Annotated in this window: 23 protein-coding genes; 10 read left to right on the top strand and 13 right to left on the bottom strand. The window is 69.1% G+C overall.

Annotation, left to right across the window (positions count from 1 at the left end; genetic code table 11):
- From ACFQ27_RS11935 to ACFQ27_RS11920, 4 genes are all read left to right on the top strand, one after another.
- Nucleotides 1-246, top strand: a 246-nt coding sequence (locus tag ACFQ27_RS11935) for a hypothetical protein (RefSeq protein ID WP_377353744.1), incomplete at its 5' end; no start/stop codon positions are given.
- 68 nt (nt 247-314) lie between these two features.
- Entirely contained in the window at nt 315-983 is a 669-nt protein-coding gene (locus ACFQ27_RS11930; RefSeq protein WP_374347229.1) for a TetR/AcrR family transcriptional regulator, read from the top strand.
- Entirely contained in the window at nt 980-2,542 is a 1,563-nt protein-coding gene (locus ACFQ27_RS11925; protein WP_377353743.1) for an AMP-binding protein, read from the top strand. Before ACFQ27_RS11930 ends, ACFQ27_RS11925 begins: the two co-directional genes overlap by 4 nt.
- Before the next feature lie 14 nt (nt 2,543-2,556).
- A complete protein-coding gene (locus tag ACFQ27_RS11920) occupies nt 2,557-3,147 on the top strand; it encodes a nitroreductase family protein (protein WP_377353742.1) in 591 nt (196 codons plus the stop codon).
- On the opposite strand, the gene ACFQ27_RS11915 is transcribed toward ACFQ27_RS11920, so the two are convergent.
- Nucleotides 3,144-3,839: a VIT1/CCC1 transporter family protein gene (locus ACFQ27_RS11915; RefSeq protein ID WP_374347223.1), complete on the bottom strand. Its 696-nt coding sequence runs from the start codon at nt 3,837-3,839 to the stop codon at nt 3,144-3,146. The two genes, ACFQ27_RS11920 and ACFQ27_RS11915, sit on opposite strands and share 4 nt — an antisense overlap.
- A gap of 139 nt (nt 3,840-3,978) precedes the next feature.
- Here ACFQ27_RS11915 and ACFQ27_RS11910 point away from each other — a divergent pair, with 139 nt between their 5' ends.
- From ACFQ27_RS11910 to ACFQ27_RS11900, 3 genes are all read left to right on the top strand, one after another.
- Nucleotides 3,979-4,356: a glycine zipper 2TM domain-containing protein gene (locus tag ACFQ27_RS11910; protein ID WP_374347221.1), complete on the top strand. Its 378-nt coding sequence runs from the start codon at nt 3,979-3,981 to the stop codon at nt 4,354-4,356.
- 23 nt (nt 4,357-4,379) lie between these two features.
- Nucleotides 4,380-4,808 (top strand): hypothetical protein, encoded by a 429-nt coding sequence (locus tag ACFQ27_RS11905; protein ID WP_374347219.1) that lies wholly within the window; start codon nt 4,380-4,382, stop codon nt 4,806-4,808.
- Nucleotides 4,809-4,946: 138 nt separating this feature from the next.
- Nucleotides 4,947-5,612, top strand: coding sequence for a M15 family metallopeptidase (locus tag ACFQ27_RS11900; protein WP_377353741.1), 666 nt, complete (start codon nt 4,947-4,949; stop codon nt 5,610-5,612).
- An 11-nt stretch (nt 5,613-5,623) separates the two neighbouring features.
- Here the strand turns inward: ACFQ27_RS11900 and ACFQ27_RS11895 are convergent, their stop codons facing one another.
- Both ACFQ27_RS11895 and ACFQ27_RS11890 read right to left on the bottom strand, forming a co-directional pair.
- A complete protein-coding gene (locus ACFQ27_RS11895; protein WP_377353740.1) occupies nt 5,624-7,027 on the bottom strand; it encodes a tetratricopeptide repeat protein in 1,404 nt (467 codons plus the stop codon).
- Between the two features lie 83 nt (nt 7,028-7,110).
- Entirely contained in the window at nt 7,111-7,503 is a 393-nt protein-coding gene (locus ACFQ27_RS11890) for a nuclear transport factor 2 family protein (protein WP_377353738.1), read from the bottom strand.
- 127 nt (nt 7,504-7,630) lie between these two features.
- On the opposite strand from ACFQ27_RS11890, the gene ACFQ27_RS11885 reads away from it, so the two are divergent.
- The 3 genes from ACFQ27_RS11885 to ACFQ27_RS11875 all read left to right on the top strand — a co-directional run bounded on the left by ACFQ27_RS11885 (nt 7,631) and on the right by ACFQ27_RS11875 (nt 10,330).
- Nucleotides 7,631-8,992, top strand: coding sequence for an alginate export family protein (locus ACFQ27_RS11885; RefSeq protein ID WP_377353737.1), 1,362 nt, complete (start codon nt 7,631-7,633; stop codon nt 8,990-8,992).
- A gap of 82 nt (nt 8,993-9,074) precedes the next feature.
- On the top strand, nt 9,075-9,944 hold the full coding sequence (locus tag ACFQ27_RS11880; protein ID WP_377353736.1) for a hypothetical protein: 870 nt from the start codon (nt 9,075-9,077) through the stop codon (nt 9,942-9,944).
- A gap of 152 nt (nt 9,945-10,096) precedes the next feature.
- The gene (locus tag ACFQ27_RS11875; RefSeq protein ID WP_374347208.1) at nt 10,097-10,330 is read left to right on the top strand and encodes a hypothetical protein; all 234 of its coding nucleotides are present in this window, start codon (nt 10,097-10,099) and stop codon (nt 10,328-10,330) included.
- Between the two features lie 12 nt (nt 10,331-10,342).
- Here the strand turns inward: ACFQ27_RS11875 and ACFQ27_RS11870 are convergent, their stop codons facing one another.
- The 10 genes from ACFQ27_RS11870 to ACFQ27_RS11825 all read right to left on the bottom strand — a co-directional run bounded on the left by ACFQ27_RS11870 (nt 10,343) and on the right by ACFQ27_RS11825 (nt 20,611).
- Nucleotides 10,343-11,026, bottom strand: coding sequence for a M24 family metallopeptidase (locus ACFQ27_RS11870; protein WP_377353734.1), 684 nt, complete (start codon nt 11,024-11,026; stop codon nt 10,343-10,345).
- Between the two features lie 221 nt (nt 11,027-11,247).
- Complete coding sequence (locus ACFQ27_RS11865) at nt 11,248-11,922, bottom strand: terminase small subunit-like protein (RefSeq protein ID WP_377353733.1); 675 nt, start codon at nt 11,920-11,922, stop codon at nt 11,248-11,250.
- A 1,071-nt stretch (nt 11,923-12,993) separates the two neighbouring features.
- Complete coding sequence (locus ACFQ27_RS11860) at nt 12,994-13,440, bottom strand: hypothetical protein (RefSeq protein ID WP_377353731.1); 447 nt, start codon at nt 13,438-13,440, stop codon at nt 12,994-12,996.
- Between the two features lie 53 nt (nt 13,441-13,493).
- Complete coding sequence (locus ACFQ27_RS11855; RefSeq protein ID WP_377353730.1) at nt 13,494-13,766, bottom strand: type II toxin-antitoxin system RelE/ParE family toxin; 273 nt, start codon at nt 13,764-13,766, stop codon at nt 13,494-13,496.
- The gene (locus tag ACFQ27_RS11850) at nt 13,754-13,933 is read right to left on the bottom strand and encodes an antitoxin (protein ID WP_374347200.1); all 180 of its coding nucleotides are present in this window, start codon (nt 13,931-13,933) and stop codon (nt 13,754-13,756) included. Before ACFQ27_RS11850 ends, ACFQ27_RS11855 begins: the two co-directional genes overlap by 13 nt.
- Before the next feature lie 223 nt (nt 13,934-14,156).
- Entirely contained in the window at nt 14,157-16,805 is a 2,649-nt protein-coding gene (metH, locus tag ACFQ27_RS11845) for a methionine synthase (RefSeq protein ID WP_377353729.1), read from the bottom strand.
- Nucleotides 16,802-17,866, bottom strand: a complete 1,065-nt coding sequence (locus ACFQ27_RS11840) for a homocysteine S-methyltransferase family protein (RefSeq protein ID WP_374347196.1) — start codon at nt 17,864-17,866, stop codon at nt 16,802-16,804. The genes metH and ACFQ27_RS11840 overlap by 4 nt, the downstream gene beginning before the upstream one ends.
- Nucleotides 17,863-18,717, bottom strand: coding sequence for a subclass B3 metallo-beta-lactamase (gene bla, locus ACFQ27_RS11835; protein ID WP_377353728.1), 855 nt, complete (start codon nt 18,715-18,717; stop codon nt 17,863-17,865). The genes ACFQ27_RS11840 and bla overlap by 4 nt, the downstream gene beginning before the upstream one ends.
- Complete coding sequence (gene metF / locus ACFQ27_RS11830) at nt 18,714-19,643, bottom strand: methylenetetrahydrofolate reductase [NAD(P)H] (protein ID WP_374347192.1); 930 nt, start codon at nt 19,641-19,643, stop codon at nt 18,714-18,716. Before metF ends, bla begins: the two co-directional genes overlap by 4 nt.
- The gene (locus ACFQ27_RS11825) at nt 19,640-20,611 is read right to left on the bottom strand and encodes an ArsR/SmtB family transcription factor (RefSeq protein ID WP_374347191.1); all 972 of its coding nucleotides are present in this window, start codon (nt 20,609-20,611) and stop codon (nt 19,640-19,642) included. The genes metF and ACFQ27_RS11825 overlap by 4 nt, the downstream gene beginning before the upstream one ends.
- Nucleotides 20,612-20,627 lie beyond the last annotated feature (16 nt).

Here is a 20,627-nt window from a genome sequence, read left to right as displayed (position 1 = left end):
GACGTGCTGGGCGCCGGCGCCTGGCTGATCGGCGCAGGCATCGCGCCGGCCGGTGTGCGCGCCGTGCCCCTGGCGGCGGCTGAATTGGCGCCCTTCGCCGGGCCGGTGAAGGCCTGGCTCGACGCCAAGGGCTGCAGCGCCGTCCTGGTGCGCCCAGACCGCTACGTCTTCGGCGCCGGCGAGGCCTCGGCCCTGTCGGACGCCTATGCGCAGGCCTTGGGCGTCCCGGCGCCGACGCCCGCGTGACGTCGGCCCTTTCCTCCCGCGGCGTCGACGCGCAAGGAAGGTCGGCAGAGACGACTCGGGGCGATCAGATGGGCGAACGGGTTAAGCGAAGCGAGCGGTCGGAACGCACGCGGGCGGCGCTGATCGCCGCTGGCCGCCGGCTGTTCTGTGAGCGGCCGGTGGACGCCGTGGCCATCGACGACATCGTACAGGCCGCCGAGGTCTCCAAGGGCAGCTTCTACAACCACTTCGACGACCGCGAGGCCCTGGTGCGCGCCGTCACCGGCGATGTCCGCGCCCGGGTGGAACATGCGGTCCACCGGGCCAACGCCGAGATCCAGGACCCCGCCCACCGGATGGCCCGCGCGGTCTGCGTCTATCTCCGCTACGCTCTGGACGATCCGGAGCGCGCGGGCGTTCTGGTGCGAATCTATTCGGGCCACGTGTCGCTCTCCACCCCCCTGAACCAGGGCCTGGTCGAGGATGTGTCCCAAGGCATCGCCGCAGGTCGCTTCCAGGTGCCCACCACCGAAAGCGCGGTGCTCCTGGTCATGGGCGTGGCCCAGCTGTCGCTGATCCGCATTGTCCAGGAGCCCAATCCGACGGTCGCCGTCACCCTGGCTCAACAGATGTGCGCCCTGCTGCTCCGCGGCCTTGGCGTCCCCAACCCCGAAGGCGAGGCCATCGCCGCCCAGGCCGCCGACGAGATCGTCCGGCGCGGCGCCTTCACCCCCGATCTCGACGGAGCCGTCCAATGACCCCGCGCCCGCTCACCCCCTTCGAGGGCATGGATATCCGCACCCTCATCGAGGATCAGGCCAAGGCCCGCGGCGACCATCCCTGCCTGATCTGGGAGCCCTTCGAGGGCGAGGGCCAGACCTGGTCCTACGCCCGGTTCGCTGAGACCCTGCGCCGCTTCGCCGCCGGCCTGCAGGCGCGCGGCGTGAAGCCCGGCGACCGGGTCCTGGTCCACCTCGACAACTGCCCGGAGTCGGTTATCGCCTGGCTGGGCTGCGCCTATGCCGGCGCCGTGGCCGTGACCACAAACGCCAAGTCCGCCCGCGACGAGATCGCCTATTTCGCCGAACACTCCGGCGCGGTGGGCGCGATCACCCAGCCCAGGTTCGCCGCCCTGGTCGCCCAGGCCGCCCCGAACCTTGGCTGGTACGTGGTCACCGCCACGGACAATGGCGACGCCCCCGCCGGGGACAGCCCCGGCTACGAGCCCTTCTCCGCCCTCGATGGCGAGACCCTGGCGGATCGCCCGCACGATCCCTGGGCGCCGTTCGCGATCCAGTACACCTCCGGCACCACGGCCCGGCCCAAGGCGGTGCTCTGGACCCACGCCAACGCCCTGTGGGGCGGCCGGCTCTGCGCGCAGAACGAGGACTTGCGGGCTGCAGACGTCCACCTGGTCTACCTGCCGCTGTTCCACACCAACGCCCAGGCCTATTCGGTGCTGGCCAGCCTGTGGGCCGGGGCCACCATCGTCCTGCAGCCCCGCTTCTCGGCCAGCCGCTTCTGGCCCGCCTCGTTGAAGCACGGCTGCACCTGGACCTCGATGGTGCCTTTCTGCGTCAAGGCGCTGATGAGCCAGCCCGTGCCCGACACCCACAGCTATCGCCTGTGGGGCAACGGGATCTGCGCGCCGGGCTGGGACGCCCACTTCCGGGTCAAGACCATCGGCTGGTGGGGCATGACCGAGACCATCACCCACGGCACGGTGGGCAGCGTCCACCAGCCCGACGCGCCGATGTCCATGGGCCGGCCGCACCCGGCCTACGCCATCCACGTGCTCGACGACGACGGAAACCCGGTGAAGCCGGGCGAGACCGGCGACCTGTTCGTCGGCGGGATCCGCGGCGTGTCCCTGTTCCTGGAATACGCGGGCGACCCCGAGGCCACCGCCAAGGCCTTCCGCCCCGACGGCCTGTTCATCACCGGCGACCGTGTGCGGCTGGGCGAGAACGGCTATCTCTATTTCGCCGACCGGGCCAAGGACATGCTGAAGGTCGGCGGCGAGAACGTCGCGGCCTCCGAGATCGAGAGCGTAGTCAATTCCGTCCCCGGCGTCGCTGAGTGCGCCGTGGTCGCCATGCGCCACCCGATGCTGGACGAGGCCCCCGTCGCCTTCGTCATCCCCCAGCCCGGCCAGGCGGAGGGCTTGCCCGACCGCATCGCGGCCGCCTGCGCTGACCGCCTTGCAAGCTTCAAGCGCCCACACCAGGTGCGGTTGGTGGACAGCCTGCCCCGTTCCACCCTTGAAAAGATCGCCAAGGCCGAGCTTCGCGCCATCCTGGCGGCCGAACAGACCTAGAGACCAGAGATCCCATGACCCGCACCGCCGACCACGCCATCGAGGCTCACTTCATCGACCGCTGGTCGCCCCGCGCCTTCGATCCCAAGCCCCTGCCCGAGGCCGAGCTGATGCGGCTGTTCGAAGCCGCCCGCTGGGCGCCGTCCTGCATGAACAGCCAGCCGTGGCGCTTCGTCTACGCCCTGCGCGACAGCGCCGACTGGGAGCTGTTCGTCGGCCTGCTCAACGAGGGCAACCGGGCCTGGGCCCAGAACGCCTCGGCCCTGGTCTTCGTCGGCTCCTTCACCCTGATGGGCTTCCCCGGCCAGCCGCCGACCATGCCGTCGCCCACGCCCAACTTCGACACCGGCGCCGCCTGGGCGAGCCTGGCGCTGCAGGCCCACGCCCAGGGCCTGATCACCCACGGCATGGCCGGCGTCGACTTCGCCCGCGCCAAGACCGAGCTCGGCGTCCCCGACACCGTGAAGCTCGAGGCGGCCATCGCCGTCGGCTATCCGGGCAAGAAGGAGGACCTGCCCGAGGCCCTGCAGGCGCGGGAAAACCCCAGCCCCCGCAATCCGGTCTCGAGCTTCGCCTTCGCCGGCCGCTTCCCCTCGGCTACCTAGGCCGCGCTGACCCCGAACAGGGCCCCGACCCCGGCGGTCAGCGCCATGGCCAAGGCGCCCCAGAAGGTCACCCGCAAGGTGGCCTTCAGCATGTCCGCGCCGCCGGCCCGGGCGCCCACCGCCCCCAGCAGGGCCAGGAAGGCCAGGGAGGCCAGGCTGACGCTCCAGGTCAGGCTGGGCAGGGGCGCGACCGCCGCCACGCCCAGGGGCAGCACCGCGCCGACGCTGAAGGTCGCCGCCGAAGTCAGGGCCGCCTGCACCGGCCGTGCGGCGGTGTGCTCAAAGATGCCCAGTTCGTCCCGGGCGTGGGCCGCCAGGGCGTCCCCAGACATCAGCTTGTCGGCCACCTGCTCGGCCAGGGCCTGGTCCAGGCCACGGTCCACATAGATCTGGGCCAGCTCGCGCCGTTCGGCGTCCGGGTCGGCCGCCAGCTCCGCCTTCTCCCGCGCCAGGTCGGCGGTCTCGGTGTCCGACTGGGAGCTGACCGAGACGTACTCGCCCGCGGCCATCGACATGGCGCCGGCCACCAGTCCGGCCAGGCCCGCAACCAGCACCGGCTGGCGGGTGGCGCTAGCGGCGGCCACGCCCACGATCAGGCTGGCGGTGGAGACGATGCCGTCATTGGCCCCCAGCACGGCGGCGCGCAGCCAGCCGATCCGCGCCACCAGATGCCGTTCCATATGCCGCGCCATGCCGTCCTCCTGTCGATGACACCGCGAGCCTAGCCCGGCGCAGGCGCCCCTGTCCCGACCTGGATCAAGCCTCCGCGCATCCCAATGCGCGCTCGCGCGTTGAGAACGCCCGAGGGACTACAGCGAAGGAGGACGCCCCATGCGTCGCTATCTCACCATCGCCGGCCTGGCCGCCGCCCTGGCGGTTCCGGCCATCGCCGCGCCTGAACAGGCGCAGGCCCGCACCTACTGCGACCAGCGGGCCCACGACCGCAAGGTGACCGGCACGGTGCTGGGGGCTATCGGCGGGGCCCTGGTCGGCAACGCGGTCAGCCACAAGAACGGCGCCGTGATCGGCGGCCTCGGCGGTGCGGTGGTCGGCAACCAGCTGGCCCGCACCAAGTGCGACACCGGCCAGCGCTCCGCGGCCCGGCCCACCTACTACCGCTCGGCCTCGGCCCGCTGCCACATGGAGAGCCGCCCGTTCTATGACGAGCGTGGCCGCCTGTTCTATGACCAGGTCCGGGTCTGCCGCTGATGCGCGCGCCGATGATCGCGCTGATGCTCGCCCCGCTCGCGGCCTGCGGGCCGCAGGCGGGGGTCAAGGGCCTGTGCACCCCCTTTGAGACCGCGGACGCCAAGCCCGCCGCCGGGGTTCCCGCGCCCAGCGCGGCGGCGGCCGACGCCTCGGCCCCGCTGGAGGATTGCCTGCACCGCTGGGCCTACAGCCTGGCCGGAAGCTCTGATCCGGCCGACCAGGTCGCCAGCGCCACCGTTGCGGCCTGCGCCGGCCAGCTGTCGGCCTGGAACCGCGAGGCCCTGGCCCCGGCCGCAACCGCGCCCGCCCAGGCTCTCAGCCTGATGACCGGCGAGCCCGTCAGTCCCATGACCGCCCACCGCGAATTCGCCGAAAGCCGCGCCCTGTTCTACGTCGTCCAGGCCCGCGCCGGTCACTGCGCGCCGCCGCCACCGGCGCGCCCGCGCAGCTAGGCGCCTTCCTGCCGCTTCCGAATTGCCAAGCTCGGCTGGGTAGTGACAAATTGTCTCCCAGGCGGCTGAGCGTGCGGGGCGGACGTGGCGCGGAACAGTGGAGGGCGACGGTTTGCGGCCGGGCTGACGGCTGTGGCCGTGGGCATAGCGACCAGCGCCGCGGCCCCGCCCCAGGACCGTTGCAAGGCCCTGGAGCCCGTCGGAAGTGATGGACGGCTGCTCGGCCACCTGCCCTATGCGGGCGTGTCCGCCCAGGCCCTGGCGCCGAGCCCGCCATCCGTCGCCGAAAACTGCCGGACCAACCGCGAGGCCCTGCCCGATCTCGCCGCCCTGATGGCCAAGGCCCGCGCCGACGGGATCACCACCCTCTATGTGGTCTCCTGCCACCGCTCGGCCCAGCGGCAGCGGACACTGTTCTGCACGGGGGGAGCCCCCAGCCTCACCGCCGCTGAACGCGCCCGCCAGGTGGCGCCCGCCGGCTTCAGTGAACACGCCACCGGCTATGCGGTCGACTTCGCCGATCGCAAGGCCCCCGCCTGCGTGGTCGAGCAATGTTTTGGCGCGACGGCCGCCAGCAAATGGCTGATCGCGAACGCGCCCAAGTTTGGCTTCGAGCTGTCCTTTCCAGACGGCAATCTCCAGGGCGTCGTCTACGAGCCCTGGCACTGGCGCTGGATCGGCCGCGACGAGACCGCCACGGCGCGCCAGATCTTCAACGACGCCCGCACACGGTTCCCCGCCCCGGCGTCCCAGCCAGTGAAGCCGTCGGAGAGCGGCCAGACCACCGCCGCGCCCTCGCCCTGAGCCGGGTGGCGCTACGGCGCCAGTCCGGCCCTCTGGAAGTACTCCGCGGCCGCCGGATCCTTCGCCAGGGCGGCGGCCATGTCGGCCTGCCCCTCTGCGACACGCCCCAGCCGCATGTGGGCGAGCCCCCGCCCATAGAGCGAACTCGCTGGCGGATTGGCTGAAAGCTTCAGCGAGGCCTCATAGTCGTCGAAGGCGAGCTGCGGCTGGCCCAGCCGCAGGCGCACCATCGCCCGGCTGCCCCGCGCCATGCTGGTGTCCCGCATCTTTATCGCGGCGTCGCAGTCGGCCAGGGCGAGATCGAGCCCCTGCCCCCACAACGCCCGGGCCCAGCAGCGGTTGTTGTAGTTCAGCGCCAGTGCGGGCGCCTGCTGCACGGCGACATCCAGGTCCGCTATGGCGCCTGGGAAGTCTCTCAGCTCCAGCTTCATCGACGCGCGCCGCATGTAGGCGGTGGTGAGGGTGGGGCTCAGGCGGATGGCTTGGCTGAAGTCGGCGATAGCCAGGGGTGCGTTTTTCTGCGCGGCATAAACAATGCCGCGCTCCAGATAGCCATCGGCGACTTGGGTCTCGGCCTTGATGTAGGCGTTGAGATCGGTCAGCGCGCGCGGATAGTCCTTCAGGCGACTGTAAGCCCAGCCTCGGTAGTACAGGTTGGCCGGCTCGGCTGGCCTCAGGCGCATCATGGTCTGGGCGTCCGCCAGTGCGCCGTTGAAGTCTCGCGTCGTCGTCTGCAGCAGATAGCGCTGCTCGATCGCGCTATAAAAGTCTGGCTTGAGCTGGATCGCCCGGCTGTAGCCTTCGATCGCCTTGGCGTTGTCCCCTAGAAGGCGGTTGGCCTCACCGTAGCGATAGTGGGACTTGGGATCGCTCGGGGTGAGGCGGCGCAGCAGGTCGTAGTCGGCGACGGCCTCCGCGTAGCGCTTGAGCTTCACAAGGATGTCCCCGCGAAGCTCGCGATAGAGGCCGTCAGCCGGCGCCATTTGCACCGAAATGTTGAGGTCCCGAAGCGCCCCGTCGTAATCCTTCTGGGCGTCCGCGCGCAGGGCCCCGCGCGACGCCACGATCTTGGCCTGTAGAGGCACGTCCTTGTCTTCGACGGCGCTGGCGAGGGCTGCGCTATAGGTCAACAGCCCCTGATCGATCAGGCCGGCGTCCCCGTAGGCCGCCGCCAGGTTCACCTGGAAAAGCGCCCGCGATTCGGCGTCGAGCTCACCCTCATCAAGAATCTTCTGGCAGGCGGTGATGCGCGGACCAGGATCCACTGGGCCCGCGTTCTGCGTGCAGTCGCGCCACTCCGCCTCCAGGGCCTGGGCGTCGTCCGACTGCGCCCAGGCCGGCGCGCCCCCGATCGTAAGGACCAGGCCGCAGGCGAGCCCCGCCCACCTTGTCACCCCAAAGCTTGATCTGCGCATTTCGTCCCCCTCACGCTGTTCTCGCGATGTTGGAGACAGTCAAGCATATAGCCAGGCTTGGCGCATACGGGTTCGCGCGTGGCTCAGGCCTTCGCCAGCAGTTCGCCCATTTTCTGGTGCAGGGTGTTGATGGCCTTCAGCGGCCGGACCATCACCTTGAATCGGGTGATCCGGCCCTCGTCGTTCCACCAGATCATGTCGACGCCGTTCACCCGGATCCCGTCCAGCTCGCAGGCGAACTCCAGGATCGCCGAGCTGTCAGAGCGCCACTCGCCCAGGTACTCGAAGGTGCCGTTGTTCAGCAGGGTCATGGCGCTGGCCAGGTACTTGTAGGTGATCGCCTTGCCGAACTGGGGCGTATGCACCACCGGGCTTTCGAACACCGCGTCCTCGGCCAGCAGGTCCTTCAGACCGGCATAGTCCTTGGTGTCAATCATGGCGTGCCAGCGGTCCAGGGCGGCGGCGGCGGGGTACATGGGCGATCTCCGATCTTGAGGCGCCCCCAGGCTACCAATTGTCCCGGTCCGGGTCGAACCCGCGCGTTTCAGCTTGGCCCAGGCCCCGGCCCATGCTTCTCAGCCTCGTTGGCGTGTGGGGCGTGGCGTGACGGGCAAGGGTGCACTTCTGTTGGCGGGTCTGCTGGCCCTGGCGCCGCTCGGCCCGGCCCTGGCCGACCCCTTCGAGCCCAAGTCCCACCGCTGGGAGGAGGACTACGCCTGGATGGCCGCCGCGCCGGCGCCGACAGCCCTGGGCGAACAGATCAAGTTCCTGCCCCTCAATCCTGAGCGCAGCGCCTGGCTGACCCTGGGCGGTGAGCTGCGCCAGCGCGTCGACAATGTCCACAACGGCCAGATCGGCCTGTCGTCCTCGCCCGACGCGGTCTCCGCCACCACCCGCGGCTACCTTCACGCCGACGCCCATCTGGGGGAGCATCTGCGGGTGTTCGGCCAGCTGTCCTGGGCCGATGAGGGCGGGCGCAAGGGCCCTGACCGCAGCTTCGATGAGAGCGCGCCGGACCTTCAGCAGCTGTTCGCCGACCTCACCGTGACCGACAATCTGCGCCTGCGGGTTGGTCGCCAGGAACTGCCCCTGGGCGACCAGCGCCTCTCCGAGGTGCGCGAGACCTACAACCTGCGCCGCAGCTTCGATGGGGTGCGGCTGGACGCAAAGGCGCCCGGCGACATCACCGTGACCGCGTTCGACACCCGGCTGGTGATCAACCGCCCCGACGCCTTCGATGACCGCGACCAGCCGGGAGAGACCTTCCGCGGCCTCTATGTCGCCGCCGCCCGCCCCGGGCTCGACGGCTTCTGGCTGGAGCGCCGGCGCCGCGCCTCGACCTATGCGGAGGGAACCGCGCCGGAACGTCGCGAGACCTTCGGCCTGCGCCTGCATGGCGACCGCGAGGCCCTCGACTACAACCTGTACGCCGTGGGCCAGACCGGCCGTTTCGGGACCCGCGACATCCGCGCCTGGGCGCTCAGCGCCGACCTGGGCTGGACCTTTGCGACCGCCGCCTGGACCCCGCGCTTCAGCCTGCGCGCCGACGCCACCAGCGGCGATGGGCGCAAGGGCGATGACCGGCTGGAGACCTTCGACGCCCCCTACCCCAACACCTCCTACCTCTCCACCAGCAGCGCCTATTGGCCGGGGAACGCCTGGTCGGTGTTCCCCCTGCTCACCGCCAAGCCCAGCGAGACCCTCAGCCTCTTTCTGGGCGCCCAGTCCATGAGCCGGATGTCCAAGGCCGACGGCTTCTACTACTCGGCCCAGAACCCCATCGCCCTGCCCACGGGCCACGGCCAGGTGATGATGCGGCAGGTCTATACCCGCGCCAAATGGGAGCCGCGCCGGGGTCTGACCTTCTCGGCCACCGTCATCCGCCAGTTCGCCGGCGACGCCGTCCGCGCCCGGGGCGGCCGCGACGGCTCCATCGTCTCCCTGGCCGCCGACTGGAAATTCTGAGCTTCAGCCCGCGGCGCCGGCGCCACATTTCGGGGCCGGTCACCCTTCACGCAACGGCCGTTCTGCGCCATACGCTGAAGCTGTGACGTCGACACCGGTTCCCCCGCCTGCGTTTGCGAGCCTGACGCTCTGCCTGGAGTTCATCCGGGTGACGCGGGACTGCGTCGGCGGCGACCTGCAGCGGGCCCTGGTGTTCGCCGCCATCATCGACGCCAATGTCGGCCACCTCGACGACAACCCAGAGGCCTCCGTCCGCGCCGCCGCCCTGGATCCCACCTATCCGGACGACCTGCGTCGCCCGATCCGCAGCCAGCGGATCGCGGAGTCCCTCGGGCTGCCGCGCCAGACGATCCGCAACAAGGTCAACCAGCTGGTGGACATGGGGATCGTGACCGAGACCGAGGCCGGCCTGATCATCCCCACCGGCTCCCTGGTCACCGAGGCCTTCCTGCTGGCCCTGGAGGCCTATCTGGGCGCCCTGGCCACCCACATCGCCGCCCTGGCCAGCGCGGGCGCAGCCGGGCTGGAGAAGACGGAGCGGCTGATCGACCCCATCTGGCCGGTGTCCGGCGCGGCCATGCGCATGGCCACCCGCCACGTCCTGCGCACCATCGGCGAGGTCCGCGAGGAGGTCGGCTTCGAGGGCCTGTTGATGGAGTTCGTGATGATCGGCGTGCTGCGCGAGACCGCCCGCGCCCAGGCCGCCGGGATCGAGCCCCGCCTCACCGGCCTGCGCCTGGCCGAGACCCTGGGCGTCCCGCGCGAGACCCTGCGCCGACAGCTGCGCGCCCTCTCGGCCCTGGGTCGTCTGGAGGACCGCTCCTGGGGCGTCGTCGTCCCCGACACCCTGTTCGACAGCCCCTCGGCCCGCACCATGATCGAGCGCATCGACCGCGACGCCACCCGCATGGTGCGTCGCCTGCGCAATGTCGGGGCCATCGTCCAGGCCTGAGCCCGTCCAACTATTCTCAGTTGTGCGAGCATCCGAATTCGACCTCAAATGTCGGAATTCGACAGACGCGGGGCCTGCAAAGCGCCTACCCCTGTCCTGCTGCCACGCCGACGGCCCCCCCTGTCCAAGCGCCTGCGGCCGGAGCCCCCGACATGTCTCGTTATATTTTCTACCCCCGCAACGCGGGGGGGACTGCGCTTACCTTTGAGGTCTTTGAACTGGCCGACCGCAGCGCCGCCGCCGCGCGCTGCCTTGAACTTCTGGAGGACCACAGCTCGGCGGTGCTGGTCGAGGTCTGGGACGGCGAGACCCTGGTGCACACGGAGGCCCGGCAGGACCCCGCCCTCATCCCCACCGAGGATGGGCCCGACCCGGCTCATGCCTGATCCCAACCGACTTCAGCGCAGCAGCGCCTCGCAGAAGCCGCCCCATGCGCCGTCCGGCGACGCCAGGTGCACCTCAAGGATCCAGTAGCGCACCCGCCCATCGGCGTCCTTGTCCGACATGGGTGCATCATTGACCGGCGCGATCAGCGAGACGTTGCGCTCGCCGGGCAGGTCCGTGTGCGGGAACTCACCGACCAGGTGACCAGCGATCTGACCGGCGAACCGCCAGCCCCGACCTTCCGCCGCCCGATGGGCCGCCGCATACAGCTCGGCGCCAGTGATGTCCGGCCGCCCCCGCCACAGGGCGGCCAGCGCCTCCCAGACGGCGTCCAGGTCCGCAGCCAGCCGCAGCTTCTCAGGATCACATCCCAGCACGAAGGTGCGGCCATAGTCGGCCTCCCAGGTCCCGAACACAGGGCCCAGATCCACAAAGACAAGGTCGTCCTCGCCCAGCACCGTCTCCGGCGGGCTTTCATAGAAGGTCGCCACCGTATTGGCCCCGGCCCGCACCACCTTGCGATGCCAATGGGTCGTGACCCCGAACTGCGCCGCGGCCAGATCATGGATCTCCTGGCTGAGCTGGCTCTCGCTCACCCCCGCCCGCAACAGCCCCGCCCCTTGCGCCGCCGCAAACAGCGCCGCCGCCTGATCCTGCGCCGCGACCAGGCTGGCCAGCCGGTTAGGTTCATCGAACATGGTGGGTCTCCGCTACCACCGCGAACCCTACGCCACGCGGCCGCCCCAAAAAACCAGGCGCGTCCCCTCTCCCCTCGGGGAGAGGGCTAGGGTGAGGGGGCCCGTCGCTCCGACCTTCACCACGACACCACCCACCACACAGCCCAGCCTTCTCGCCGCGCCCCTCACCCCAACCCTCTCCCCGCAAGCGGGGCGAGGGAGAGGGAGCAGCCCCCTCCCCCTCAAATCACCAAAGGCGGAGGCGGGGCCGCGAACGGGTCGGGCGGCGCACGGTCCAGCAGCCACTGGCCATAGCGGCGCGGCGCGATCTGGGCGGCGTGCGCCCGCAGCGCCCGGATGCGCAGGGCGTCGGCCTGCACGGTCTCCTCGCTGGCCTCCAAGGCGATGTCATAGATCATGTCGAACATCAGGTCGGCGGCGATGGCCTTGGCCCGCACATAGGCCTTGGCGAAGGCCTCGTTCTGCCGCGCCCATTTGTAGATCGTCGCCGCCGACGGCATGTCCGGCTCGGCCCCGATGCTCAGCACGGTCTCGCCACCGGCGATGCGGTCCAGCACCTCTTCGGCCACCGCCTCGTTCAAGGTGGTGGGCTGGCCGCCCCGCTGCGTCGCCCGAAGCGACACCCGCCAACGCTTGGCGTCCTCGGCGATCCGGCTCTTGGTCCAGGCCGCCACCTGGGCGGCGGCCTTGGCCCGATCCAGCTGCTCGCCAAAGGCGGGATAGCGCTGCGCCCAATCCCGGAAGGTCCGCCTCGCGGGCATTCCCTCCTCCCGCGCCAGTTCGTGCTGGCTCTCGCCCTCCGAAACACGGGCACAGATCTCCTGCGCCAGCGCCTCACTATAGTGCACAGCCTCGCGCTTCCCGGCAGGCGCAGCGCGCCCGGGTTCCTTGTCCATCTCAGGACCTCACAATGGTTGGCAGATACCCGAAAGGTCCCACAAACAGGCGCACTTGTCGAGAACAAATTAAGAACATATATTCACCGGCGGAGGCCAGCCGTGGAAATCATCAGCTATTCAGACGCCCGAGCTCGGCTGAGGCCAGGGGCGCCGAAAGTCCCGCCGCCCCCTCCTATCGCGGCCATAACCGCGCCGGAACGCCAAGCCGTCCCAGGCGCACGCGCCATAGACTGGAACGCGATCCAGGAGACCCTGCACCTCCTCTCCACCCCCGCCAACGTCGAGCGCCTTCGCGCCGCCATCGCAAAGCTGGACGCTGGTTAGGGCGCCCTCACTCCGCTCATCCCCGCGCAGGCGGGGATCCAAGCAGTCTTGCAAGACTTCAATCCGTAGAGACTGGTCAGGGCGACAAACGCCAGGGTAGCATCATCCAGCTTACCCACCGGAGATGCGTGGTGATCAGAATTGCAATTGTTGTTGCGACCGCAGTCCTGGCGCTCGCTGGAGCGGCCGCAGCGCAAGAGCCGCCCACGCCCGGGATGATCACGCATCCGATCTGGACCAAGCTGCCCGCGCCCGTGGACCTCGCGCGGCTCTACCCAAAGGCGGCCAAGGGCGCCGCAGGCAGCGTTGTAGCCGAAGGCTTGGTGGATGGCTCGGGCAGGTTCGCAGACTGCGCGATTGTTCGCGAAGAGCCCGCCGGCCTAGGCTTCGGAGCCGCCACACTGGAGCTCTGCAAGCTCTTCCGACAGCGGTCTACGGACGCCGACGGCCTACCGACGGAAGGCCGCAAGCTTCGCCTCCCGGTACGCTGGGCGCCACCGCGCTAGCCCCACCCGGCCCGTCATGGCCTGGAGTGAAGCCCGTTCGTGTTTTTCGTGTGGTTCGTGGTCAACTCTTTTGGGGGGCCGCCCCTCACCCCAACCCTATCCCGGTCGACTTGAGTCAAACCCCTTGAGCCTGGGACTGAGAGCTTCGGCCCCAGCGCGTTCCCTCTCCCCTCCGGGAGAGGGTTAGGGTGAGGGGGCCGCGCCAGCAGTCGTCATGGCGCGCACCGACCAAATGGGTTCAAGGCGTAGGAAGCGCGTCCGAGATCAACGGAAACCGGGCGCGCAGACGCGCACTGACACGACCGGACAGCGGCGCAGGCGTCTCAGGATGGTCGCACCAGGGATGCGGCCTGCCGGCTTCCCAAGCCACGCGATCTCCGACCTGACGCGCGTAACGCTCAAGATGCGCCCGTTCCGCCGGCGTGAAGCGACCCTTGCCGTCCCGCATTTGCGTCACCGCGACCGCAGCACACTGGATCGCCAAGCCACGACGCTCTAGGCGCAGCGCAACCAGCCCGGCCAGCAGATTCAGCTCTATCGGGGCTTCAGGCGACGGCATCCGGAACCCGATCAGGTCGTAGATGCGCTCAAGACTGATCGCGGCAGCTGCATAGTCACCGGTCGCCGCGAGATGTTGCGCCCCACGGAGCAGAAGGGTGCATCTGATCGCAGTGGTGAGGCGCATTTCTCGCTCCCTCGGCGACGAGATGAAGGCCACAAGTCGGGTACCGGCGACAGCTACTCTGGCGCCTGCGCCCCATGCTTCACGCGTAGAATGGCGACCTGAGCACCAACCACGACATAGCGGATGACATACGGCGCCACGATCGTCAGTTCGCGCACTGGCGGATTGGCCAGCCTGCCCCGCTCTGGATGTTCATGTAGCCCCAGCGCCGCGGCTCGTAACCGCAGCACCATGCGCTGCGCCGCCAGGGGATTGAACTGCTCGATATACCTCCGGATCGCCTCAAGATCGGCGATCGCCCGCCTGGACCAGACTATTTGAACCAATGAGCAGGCGCCGGCGCTTCCGCAGGCGTGCCCCAGGTGTCCAGCCAGGCTGAGACCTCTTCATGAGACACCACGCGTCCCGCCGCGACATCGGCCAAAGCCTCAGCATCGGCGCGCTCATCGGCCTCGGCATCGACCTTGTCGAAGAGGGACGGATCAGGCTTCATTCCAAAACCCTACCGGAACAAAGCAAGAATATCAACCCTAGATCAGGGTGCTGCGGACAGACCCCATGGATCCCCGCCTGCGCGGGGATGAGCGGAGTTGGGGACGGGCTCGGCCCCGTTCGTGTTTTTCGTGTGGTTCGTGGTCAGCTCTTTTGGGGCTGCACAGGGCGCCGCCCCCCTCACCCCAACCCTCTCCCCGAGGGGAGAGGGAGAGCACCGCACCTCACCCCGGATCGTAGTTCAGGATCGGCGCGAGCCAGCGTTCCGCCGTCGCCAGGTCCCAGCCCTTGCGGCGGGCGTAGTCTTCGACCTGGTCCTTCTCGATGCGGCCGACGCCGAAATAGTGGCTGTCCGGGTGGCTGAAATAGAGGCCTGAGACCGCCGCCGTCGGCGTCATGGCGAAGCTCTCGGTCAGCTCCATGCCCGTCGCAGCCGTCGCGTCGAGCAGCCGGAACAGGGTTCCCTTTTCCGTATGGTCCGGCTGGGCCGGATAGCCGGCGGCCGGGCGGATCCCCTGGTACTTTTCGCCGATCAGGGCGTCGATGTCGAAGACCTCGCCCGGGGCATAGCCCCAGAACTCGGTGCGCACCCGGCGGTGCAGGGCTTCCGCAAAGGCTTCGGCCAGGCGGTCGGCCAGGGCCGAGGCCATGATCGCCGAATAATCGTCGCCCGCGGCCTTGAAGGCGGCGACGCGCTCGGCCTCGCCATGGCCCGAGGTGACGGCGAAGCCGCCGATCCAGTCGGGCGTGCCGATGGGGGCCACGAAGTCGGAGATCGAGACATTGGCGCGGCCGCCCTCGCCCTTCGCCATCTGCTGGCGCAGGCCGTGCAGGCGGGCGAGCTCGGTGGTGCGGCTCTCATCCGTCCAGACCACGATGTCATCGCCGTCGGAATTGGCCGGCCAGAAGCCGACCACGCCCTTGGCCGTGAACCAGCGCTCGGCGACGATCTTCTCCAGCATGGCGGTGGCGTCGCGATAGAGATCGCTGGCCGCCTCGCCGACGATGTCGTCCTCGAGGATTTGCGGGAAGCGGCCGATCAGCTCCCAGCTGGCGAAGAACGGGGTCCAGTCGATGTGACGGGCGAGGTCAGCGAGGTCCCAGGCCTCGAACACCTTCGTGCCGATAAAACTCGGCTTGGCCGGCGCGGCCTTGGCGAAGTCGGGCTTGAAGGCGTTGGCGCGGGCTTCGGCCAGGGTGGCGCGGGCGCGGTTGGTCTGGCCGCGGGCGAACTGCTCGCGCACCTTGTCGTAGTCGGCGCGAGTCTCGGCGACGAACCGTTCGCTCTCGGTCTCCGACAACAGGTTCGAGACCACGCCCACCGCCCGGCTGGCGTCGAGCACATAGGTGGTCGGCCCCGAATAGCCCGGCGCGATCTTCACCGCCGTATGGGTCTTGGACGTGGTCGCCCCGCCGATCAGCAGCGGGACCTTGAAGCCCCGGCGCTCCATCTCGCGGGCCACATAGACCATCTCGTCCAGGGACGGGGTGATCAGGCCGGACAAGCCGATCACGTCCACATTGTGCGCCTTGGCCTCGTCCAGGATGCGGTCGGCGGGCACCATGACGCCCAGGTCGATGACCTCGTAGTTGTTACACTGCAGGACCACGCCGACGATGTTCTTGCCGATGTCGTGGACGTCGCCCTTGACCGTCGCCATCAGGATCTTGCCGGCGCTGGACTGGGGCTGGCCTTCCTTCTCGGCTTCCATGAAGGGCATCAGATAGGCCACGGCCTGCTTCATCACCCGGGCCGACTTCACCACCTGGGGCAGGAACATCTTGCCCGCGCCGAACAGGTCGCCGACCACGTTCATCCCGTCCATCAGCGGACCTTCGATGACGTGTAGCGGCCGGGCGGCCGCCTGGCGGGCCTCCTCGGTGTCGGCCTCGATGAACTCGGTGACGCCGTGGACCAGGGCGTGCTTCAGGCGTTCGGCGACATCGCCCTGGCGCCAGGCCAGGTCCGGGCCCTTGGCCTCCGACTTGCCGCCCTTATACTTGGGCGCCAAGTCCACCAGCCGCTCGGTGTTGCTGACCGCGGGATCGCGGCGCGGCCGGTTCAGGATCACGTCCTCGACGGCCTCGCGCAGCTCGGCCGGGATGTCGTCATAGACCGGCAGGTCGCCGGCGTTGACGATGCCCATGTCCATGCCCGCATTAATGGCGTGGTACAGGAACACCGAGTGGATCGCCCGGCGCACCGGCTCGTTGCCGCGGAAGCTGAACGAGACGTTGGAGACCCCGCCCGAGACCCGCGCATAGGGCAGCATCTGCTTGATCGCCCGCGTCGCCTCGATGAAGTCAACGGCGTAGTTGTCGTGCTCCTCGATCCCCGTCGCCACGGCGAAGATGTTGGGGTCGAAGATGATGTCTTCCGGCGGGAAGCCGATCTGCTCGGTCAGGATCTTGTAGGCCCGCTCGCAGATCTCGATCTTGCGCGCCTTGGTGTCGGCCTGGCCGGTCTCGTCAAAGGCCATGACCACGACGGCGGCGCCGTAGCGGAGGCAGGCGGTCGCCTGCTTGATGAAGGATTCTTCCCCTTCTTTCAAAGAGATAGAGTTGACGATCCCCTTGCCCTGGACGCACTGCAGCCCGGCCTCGATCACCTCCCACTTGGAGGAGTCGATCATGATCGGCACGCGGGCGATATCGGGCTCGGCGGCGACCAGGTTGAGGAAGGTCACCATGGCTTGCCGGCTGTCCAGCAGGCCTTCGTCCATGTTGAGGTCAATCACCGAGGCGCCGGCCTCGACCTGCTGGCGCGCGACGTCCAGGGCGGCCGTGTAGTCGCCCTCGACGATCAGCTTCCGGAACTTGGCCGAGCCGGTGACATTGGTCCGCTCGCCGACGTTTACGAAGATCGGTCTCATGCCAGTTCAAAGGGCTCCAGGCCCGCCAGGCGCATGGCCTTCGGACGTTCAGGGATCCGCCGGGGCGCCATGCCTTCAACGGCCTTGGCCACGTGGGCGATGTGGTCGGGGGTGGTGCCGCAGCAACCTCCGAGGATGTTGACCAAGCCCTGTTCGGCCCACTCATGCAGCTCGTGGCCGGTCTGGTGCGGCTCCTCGTCGTACTCGCCGAAGGCGTTCGGCAGGCCGGCGTTCGGATAGGCGCTAACCAGGGTCTCGGCGACCCTGGACAACTCGGCGATGTGCGGCCGCATCAGCTCGGCCCCCAGGGCGCAGTTCAGGCCGACCGCGAAGGGCTTGGCGTGCTTCACCGAGTTCCAGAAGGCCTCGACCGTCTGGCCCGACAGGGTGCGGCCCGAGCGGTCGGTGATGGTGCCCGAGATCCAGATCGGCAGGGGCTCATAGCCCTCGTCCTCAAGGTCCATGATCGCCTTGATGGCGGCCTTGCAGTTCATGGTGTCGGTGATGGTCTCGATCAGGAACAGGTCGACCCCGCCCTCGTGCAGGGCGATCATCTGTTCGCGATAGGCCTCATAGACCTGGTCGAAGGTCACCGATCGGGCGCCCGGATCGTTCACGTCCGAGGACATGGACAGCATCTTGTTCAGCGGCCCGATGGAGCCGGCGACGAAGCGCGGCTTGTGCGGCTCCTTGGCGGTCCAGCGGTCGGCGGCCTCGCGGGCCAGGCGCGCGCCGGCCAGGTTGATGTCGCGGACGGCCTCTTCCAGCTCGTAGTCGGCCTGGGCGATGGAGGTGGCCGAGAAGGTGTTGGTCTCGGAGATGTCGGCGCCGGCCCCGTAATAGGCGTCGTGCAGTTCGGTGACGATGTCCGGCCGGGTCAGGCAGAGCAGGTCGTTGTTGCCCTTGAGCTGGCCGTTGTGGTGGACGAAGCGGTCGCCGCGATAGTCGGCCTCGTCGAGCTTGCGCTTCTGGATCATCACGCCCCAGGAGCCGTCGAGGATCAGGACCCTCTGCTTGGCGATCTCTTTCAGCTTGGCGATGCGGTCGGCTCTGGCGGTCATTTCGCGGCCTCCTCCTGGCGGGCGAGGTCGCGGCGGAAGTCCGCCTCCGACGCCGCGACGCGGGTCTGCAGTTCGGTGGGATCGACGAACGGGTTCGGGCCCTGGCCCAGTTTCGTGCGCTTGGCGTCCAGGCCGAACTGCTCGGCGTGGGGGGCCAGGAACATGTCAGCCTTCAGGGTCTTCAGCTTGGCGAAGGCCTTGCGGTAGTCGTCGACGATGCCGGGATATTGCGGGCCGCGGGTCTTCGAGACCAGCCGATTGGCGGCGACGCTGGTGCTGCAATAGAGCAGCGCGTCCAGCTTGCGGCCCTGGTCGGTCACGGGAAACGTCCAGGTCGTGCAGCCGGCGGTGTGGCCCGGCGTCAGGTGCGCCGTCAGCTTGACGCCGCCCAAGGCGAGGACCTCCCCATCGCGGATCACGCGGTCGACCTTGGCCGGCTTGAAGTTCAGCGCCTTCACGTCCTCAGAGCCGGGATAGGTCCCGGTCTCCAGGGCGGCCTTGTCCTGCGCCATCGCCACCAGCTGCGCGCCGGTATCGGCCTTCAGGTCGGCGGTTCCGCCAACGTGGTCGATGTGGGCGTGGGTGGCCAGCAGCAGCTTCACGTCCTTGGGCTTGAAGCCCAGTTCGGTGATGCTCTTCTCGATCTGGACGGCCGCGCCCGGCATGCCGCCATCGATGAGGATGTGGCCCTGGGGCGTGGTGATCAGCCAGACCGAGATACCGGCCGAGCCGACATAGTACAGGTTATCCGCCACCTTGAAGGGCGCGGTGGGCGTGGTCCAGGACGCCGGCCCCTGGGCCTGGGCCGGCAGGGCGACGAGGGCGGCGGCGGCGATCAGGATGCGTTTCATGCCGCGACCTCCGTGGCGGGTTCGGTGGGTGCTTCGCGGACGCCCAGCACCCGGCAGATGGCATAGACCAGGTCCGCCCGGTTCAGGGTGTAGAAGTGGAAGTCGCTATAGCCCTCGTCGAGCAGGCTGGCGCACATCTCGGCGGCCACGGAGGCGGCGATCAACTTGCGGGTTTCCGGATCCTGGTCCAGCCCCTCGAACAGATTGCCCAGCCAGGCCGGCAGGGTGACGCCGATCCGGTGGGACATGGTCTTCAGCCCCTCATAGCTGCTCACCGGCATGATGCCGGGCAGGATCGGGATCGTGACGCCGGCCTTGCGGATGCGCTCGACGAACCGCAGGTAGCCGTCGATGTCGAAGAAGAAGTTGCTGATCGCCCGGGTCGCCCCAGCGTCCACCTTGGCCTTCAGAACCTCGATGTCGTGATCGACGGACGGGCTCTCGGGGTGGATCTGCGGATAGACCCCGACACTGACGTCGAAATCGCCGATCGCCTTGATGCCGGCGGTCAGCTCCGTGGCGTTCTGGTAGCCGTCGGCCCGGGGCGTATAGGCGCCGCCCAGCGAGCCAGGCGGGTCGCCGCGCAGGGCGACGATATGGCGGATGCCGGCGTCCCAATAGTCCTGGATCACCTCGTCCACCTCGGCCCGGCTGGCTTCGACGCAGGTCAGGTGAGCGGCCGGCCTCAGGGTGGTTTCCTTAAGCATCCGCACCACGGTGCGGTGCGTCCGGTCGCGGGTCGAACCGCCGGCCCCATAGGTCACCGAGACGAAGGTGGGGTTCAGAGGCTCCAGGCGGCGGATGGCCTCCCACAGGCTCTCCTCGCTCTTCGGACCCTTGGGCGGAGAGAACTCGAAGGACACGGACGGCCGCTTGGCCAGGCCGGCGCCAGCGCGGGCGACGGGTCCGAGGGCGGTGGCGGTCATGACGCGCTCCTGTGGGGGTTGCGGACGCGCTCGGCGGTCCAGATCTTCACGGTCAGCCCGTCGTGACGGGCGGGCGGCAGGGCGGTGGCGCGGATCTTGGCCAGGCCCGCCTCGTGCACCCAGCGCTCCATCTCGGCCTCGGCGAAGCCCAGGCGGCGGTGCTGGTGCAATTCCCGCAGGAACTCAAGGTGATGCGGGGCGAAATCGACAATGATCAGCCGGCCGCCCTCAGCGACCAGCCGGCCGGCCTCGCGCACGGCCGCGCCGGGATCGCCCAGATAGTGCAGCACCTGGTGGACCACCACGAGGTCGGCGCTCTGGCCCGGCAGACGGGTGCCGAAGATATCGCCGTGGCGCAGCTCGCAGCGCTCCAGCCCCGCCTCGGCCACATGGGCGCGGGCGATGTTCAGCATCTGCTGGGACAGGTCCAGGCCGACGGCCGTCTCGGCGTGCGGGCCCAACAGGGTGAGCATGCGCCCGGTGCCGGAGCCCAGGTCCACCAGTCGCTTGAACGGGCCGGGCCCGGCGGCCTTGAGGATCGCGCCCTCCACCGCCGCCTCGGCTACATAGAGCGAGCGGATCTCGTCCCAGCGGGCGGCGTTGCGGGCGAAGTAGGCGTCCGCCTCGGCGGAGCGTTCAGCGCGCACGGCCTGCAGGCGCTCAATGTCGCGCAGCAGCACGTCATCGGCCGGATCGACCATGCGCAGGATCTCGTCGGTCAGGCGTCGCGCGTCGCCGGTGGCGACCAGGCGATAGAAGACCCAGGCCCCATCCGGGAACCGCTCGACCAAGCCGGCCTCGGCCAACAGCTTCAGATGGCGCGAGACACGGGGCTGCGACTGGTCCAGAACGCGGCACAGTTCGAGGACGGCCAGTTCCTCATGGGCCAGGAGCGCGAGGATGCGCAGGCGGCTGGGCTCCCCCGCCGCACGCAGCACATCGACCGCCTTGCCACTCGTCAGACTCATAGGCACATAAAGATAT

It is taken from the genome of Phenylobacterium conjunctum (genome assembly GCF_042679085.1).
In the GTDB taxonomy this organism is placed as follows: Bacteria; Pseudomonadota; Alphaproteobacteria; order Caulobacterales; family Caulobacteraceae; genus Phenylobacterium; species Phenylobacterium conjunctum.
Note: the sequence above shows the minus strand (reverse complement) of the source record. Positions and strands in the feature narration are given on the sequence as shown.